The organism is Pirellulales bacterium, assembly GCA_035546535.1.
GTDB lineage: Bacteria > Planctomycetota > Planctomycetia > Pirellulales > JACPPG01 > JACPPG01.
This window is the reverse complement of record DASZWQ010000076.1, coordinates 1-4,500: the sequence shown is the minus strand read 5'-3', so window position 1 is coordinate 4,500 and position 4,500 is coordinate 1. Positions and strand designations below refer to the sequence as shown.

General features: G+C 60.0%; 4 protein-coding genes. 1 reads left to right on the top strand and 3 read right to left on the bottom strand.

What is annotated here, in order from left to right:
• Positions 1-344: 344 nt before the first annotated feature.
• Positions 345-917: a hypothetical protein gene (locus tag VHD36_10145; GenBank protein HVU87671.1), complete on the bottom strand. Its 573-nt coding sequence runs from the start codon at positions 915-917 to the stop codon at positions 345-347.
• A gap of 238 nt (positions 918-1,155) precedes the next feature.
• Between VHD36_10145 and VHD36_10140 the strand changes: the two genes are divergently transcribed.
• Entirely contained in the window at positions 1,156-1,359 is a 204-nt protein-coding gene (locus tag VHD36_10140) for a hypothetical protein (GenBank protein HVU87670.1), read from the top strand.
• A gap of 656 nt (positions 1,360-2,015) precedes the next feature.
• Here VHD36_10140 and VHD36_10135 read toward each other — a convergent pair.
• Together VHD36_10135 and VHD36_10130 are read right to left on the bottom strand one after the other, a co-directional pair.
• The gene (locus VHD36_10135) at positions 2,016-2,225 is read right to left on the bottom strand and encodes a hypothetical protein (GenBank protein ID HVU87669.1); all 210 of its coding nucleotides are present in this window, start codon (positions 2,223-2,225) and stop codon (positions 2,016-2,018) included.
• A 277-nt stretch (positions 2,226-2,502) separates the two neighbouring features.
• Positions 2,503-4,500: efflux RND transporter permease subunit (locus VHD36_10130; GenBank protein ID HVU87668.1), on the bottom strand; the 1,998-nt coding region annotated here is incomplete at its 5' end.

The window sequence follows — 4,500 nt, the reverse complement described above, 5'->3', positions numbered from 1 at the left end:
GACGGTACTGGGCGAAACGCCAAGCTTCCGTGCGGCCGCTGCGAAGCCGCCAGCCTCAGTGATTTTCACGAAGGTGCCGATGCTTGTCATGCGATCCATCAGATCACTCCTACAGTTCCCGCAGCCCGCGGATTGTGTGTGCATTTTGTATTGGACAGCCGCTTCGTTGACCGATGGTCGTGCCATCGCGGCTTTCTTCCCGGGCGCCGAACCGCATCACATGACGAACATGACAGGCGACGAGGCTTGTGTTACTGACCGGTAACACTAGATAACGGGTGGTTAGATACTGACCGGTAACACCTCCGTCAAGAGGACACGCGATGAAATCCGCGGTAGGCACGCTAAACAGCGGAAAAGGCGATGGAATTCCGCCCCGCGCGCGGCTGTTGGCGGCGGCTGCGGAGCTGTTCTACCGTCACGGTATCAGGGCTATCGGCGTCGACGCGGTCGCCGAAGCGGCCGACACGAACAAGATGACGCTCTACCGGCATTTTGCCTCCAAGGACGAGTTGGTGGCCGAATGCCTCCGTGAATTCGCACGTGAGGCCCTGCAGCGCTGGCACCGTTACGAGCAGGCCCATCCTGGCGATCCACGTGCTCAAATTCACGCTTGGCTCGCTGAAGTGGCCGGCATTCTTGCCGATAGAAATCATCGCGGATGCGCCCTCGCCAATGCGGCGATCGAGTTGCCGGATAAAGCTCATCCGGCACGCCGCGTCGTGGAAGAATTCAAGCTTGCGCAGCGAAGTTATCTTGCCCAGTTGTGCAAGCGCGCCGGACTTACGGATCCGGAAATGCTCGCCGACGAGCTTTACTTGTTGGTGGAAGGAGCGCGCGTGACCGCGCAGAGCATCGGCACGAACGGCCTCGGCGAGCGAATGACTCGCATGGGCGACGCCATGATCGCGCTCCATGAAGCGCGACAGTCGAGCTGATTACCGAACAGTGGCATCTCTTTCGATCGCGTCTATTTGGCGCCGTCATGAACGATTCCACAAACAGACTAAAAAACGCTTGTCGCCGATCATTTGCCCTTCGCAAACGCTCCGTTCGCCCTCGCGCCGATTAAGCTCAAGAGGATCACGCTTAACTTTGGATCACTGGCGGCAAGAGCATCGGGCTCTGTCCGCCGCGTCGATCAGGAGAAAAGCTATGATCAACAAAACCATACTCGCCGCCATCGCCGTTGCCGCGACGGTCGGCATTGCGTCTCCGGCGTCAGCCGAATTCCTGGAAACCGGCACTGCGGTCAATAACTCGGAAGGCGGTTTCGGATCCGGCGGTTATGGCTGGACGGCTCCGCGCGGCCAGCAGGTTCTTGTCAATCACTGGCCGATCCACCAGCGCCGTGAGTAGGTGTCGGAAGGCAGTACGAAGAAAAGGGGGACGGGCCCGGCCCGTCCTCTTTTCACACCTTTGGAGCAAAATCAGCGTACGCGACATAACGTCTTAGCGAAGAATGGTTCCGGGGCTCTGCTCACTTAAAATAAGCCGAATCAACGACGGGGCTCCGGCAGGCCGGAGCCCCGTCTCGTTGAGTTTGTCGCTTTGGCCGGCGTAACTACTGCGGTCGCTGGCTGCGCCGCGGCGCGACGTATCCGTACAGGCCGTGGCTTCGTGCCGTTGACCGGCGGCTCGCAGTGGCGTCCTGCGGACCCCACGCGCCCCAGGTTTGCCTGCCAGTGCTATCGTAATAGTAAGGCATCTGGCTGCCTGTGTGGTCAGGTGACTGAGCAAACGCTGGCGATACAATACTGGCTGTTAGGGCCGCGGCAGCGACGACAATTTTTGACTTGCTGGTCATAGGGCTTCTCCCTGCGAATACACAAGAGCGTGATGCTCTCGTGCCCCATGAGATGCGAACGCTTTTGGGAATCTTGCAGGGAACGAATCTAGAATGGTCTTTTGCGGAGCGCGAAATAATGGATGGACAATAGCCCGATATGAAAGCGAACAGGAGTGGCGCATCTCGGGAAGAGATGGCCAACTCCTGAATTCGGCTGAGCCGTCAATCAATAATCGTGTTCGACGGACCAGTTATAGCCGGCGCTTCCACCTCCCGTGGCGGAAGGAAACGTGTCGGATCGCTGTCCCGCAGGGGGATCGACGACGTAACCGTGCGCGCCACGCGAACCAAAATGTGTCGTCTGAGCGAAAGCAGGCGAAGCGACCCCAATCACCGAGAGGAGGAGCAACACGCCGAGTGCTGATTTCTTAATCATGATATTTCTCCTGTTTGCGAAGTCACAAGAGCTGCGGCTCCGTTGACAGTTGAGAAATGTGCGCTTCGACGCCGAACTTAAGGGAGCTTGGGCGAAAGCATCATTTGGCTAAGCCGAACGGCCAGGATGCGTACTCGACAAAGGCAAGCGTTCGTTTACCTGTAAGATTGCCCGCGCAGGCCTGGACGATTCCTGGCAGTGCGCCGGTTCAATGTGTAACGAGTGAGCGATGCTTTGAGTTAATTGAGAAGTGCCAGCCCAAGCACGATCGCGCTCGTCAAGCCACCGGCGTATCGTTTCGCATGCTGCGGCGTCTGCGTCGCTCGTCGAGGCGCTGCATCACGACATAGAAAGAGGGAACGAAAACGACGACGAGGCACGTTGAGGCGATCATGCCGCTGAAGACCGGAATGCCGATCGAGCGCCGCGCCCCCGCGCCCGCGCCGGTCGCAAAAACAAGCGGCAAGACACCCAGAATAAAGGCGAATGAGGTCATCAGGATGGGCCGGAACCTGAGCCGGGCTCCCTCAACCGCCGCCGCGACGATTTCCATCCCCTCGGCTCGCCTCTGTCGCGCATATTCCACGACCAAAATCGCATTCTTGCTGCCGAGCGCAATCAAAAGGATCAGCCCTATCTGCGTATAGAGATTGTTGGCGGCGCCAAGGGCCGTCAGCGCGCCGACTGTCCCGAGAAGCGCGAGCGGCACACCGAGGATAACGGCAAACGGCAGGATCCAGCTCTCGTACTGGCCCGCCAGCACGAAATAGACCAGCAGGATCGCCAGGCCGAAAACAAAATACATTTGCGAGCCGACCGCCTTCTCCTGGTAGGACATTGCCGTCCATTCGTATCCCGTTCCGGACGGCAGTTCGTGCTGGCCAATCTGGTCCATGATGTCGAGCGCCTCTCCCGAACTGAAGCCGGGCGCGGGATTGCCGACGACCGTCGCCGACGGATAAAGATTATAGAGGCTGATCAGCGAGGGACCTTGCACCTCCTTGATGTCGACGACCGTTCCGATCGGCGTCATGGTTCCATTGCCGGCCCTGACCTTGAGGTTGCGGATGTCGCCGGCGCTCGCCCGATACGCAGGCAGCGCCTGCGTGTAAAGCTGGAAGACGTGTCCAAACTTGTTGAACTGGGCCGCGTAGTTCGATCCCACGTAGGTCGAAAGAGCTGAAAAGAGATTGCCGACCGTGATGCCGAGCGTCTCGGCCTTGGTGCGGTCGACAGTTACGCTGAGCTGGGGTGCGCTCGCGCGGAAAGTCGTGTTGAGCCTCTGCAAGGCCGATTGCGCATTGCCGGCTCTGACGACCGCATCCGCCAGGTTCTGCAACAAGACATAGTCGAAATCGCCGTTCCTGATTTCGACCTGCATTGTGAAGCCGCCGACGTTGCCGATGCCCTGGATCGGCGGCGGCGGAAGCGCGAACACCACGGCCTGCGTCACCGCGTGGAGGGAGCGATTGAGACCCAGCGTTATCGAACGCAGATCCTGTCCTTTCTGTTTGAGACGCACGTCCCAGTCCTTGAGGACCACGAAGGCCACTCCCGCGTTGGCGAGCGTTGCAAAGTTGTCGAGCACTGAAATGCCGCTGACAGTGATCACACTCTCCACGCCTGGCGTTTTCCGGGCGATCGCCGAGATCTGCTGCATGACCGCGTCGGTGCGCGCCTTTGAGGCGCCGTCCGGCAGTTGCGCGCTGACAATCAGATAGCCTTGGTCCTCGTTCGGCAGGAAGGCGGTCGGCACGCGCGCCAGTCCCCAGACCGCAACAACGACCAGGACAAGGGCAAGGACGACCATGAGGGCGCTGCGGCGCGTCATCGCGCCGACGAGGCGAACATAACCCCGCTCGGTGGCGCCAAACGCGGCGTTGAAGCCGCGATAGAACAGGTTGCGCCGTTCTGGCGGGACCGGCGCTCGCAGCCACAGCGCGCATTGCGTGGGCTTCAACGTCACGGCGTTGATCGCGCTGATGAACGCGGTGGCGGCGATAACCAGTGCGAATTGCCGGTAGAGCTGGCCGGTCAATCCCGGCAAGAAGGCGGCCGGAATGAATACCGACATGAGCACCAGCGTGATGCCGATGACAGGGCCGATGAGATCGTCCATTGCCCTGCCGGCAGCTTCGCGGCCGGGAATCCCCTCTTCGACATAGCGTGAGACGCCCTCGACGATGACAATCGCATCGTCAACGACGATGCCAATCGCCAGCACGATGGCGAACAGCGTCGCCAGGTTGATGCTGAATCCGAACGCCGCCATCGC

Excerpts from the sequence above, each read along its gene's own strand:
- VHD36_10145 (HVU87671.1), bottom strand. The coding sequence starts at position 917 with ATGGAGCGCGATCATGGCGTCGCCCATGCGAGTCATTCGCTCGCCGAG.
- VHD36_10140 (HVU87670.1), top strand. The coding sequence starts at position 1,156 with ATGATCAACAAAACCATACTCGCCGCCATCGCCGTTGCCGCGACGGTC.
- VHD36_10135 (HVU87669.1), bottom strand. The coding sequence starts at position 2,225 with ATGATTAAGAAATCAGCACTCGGCGTGTTGCTCCTCCTCTCGGTGATT.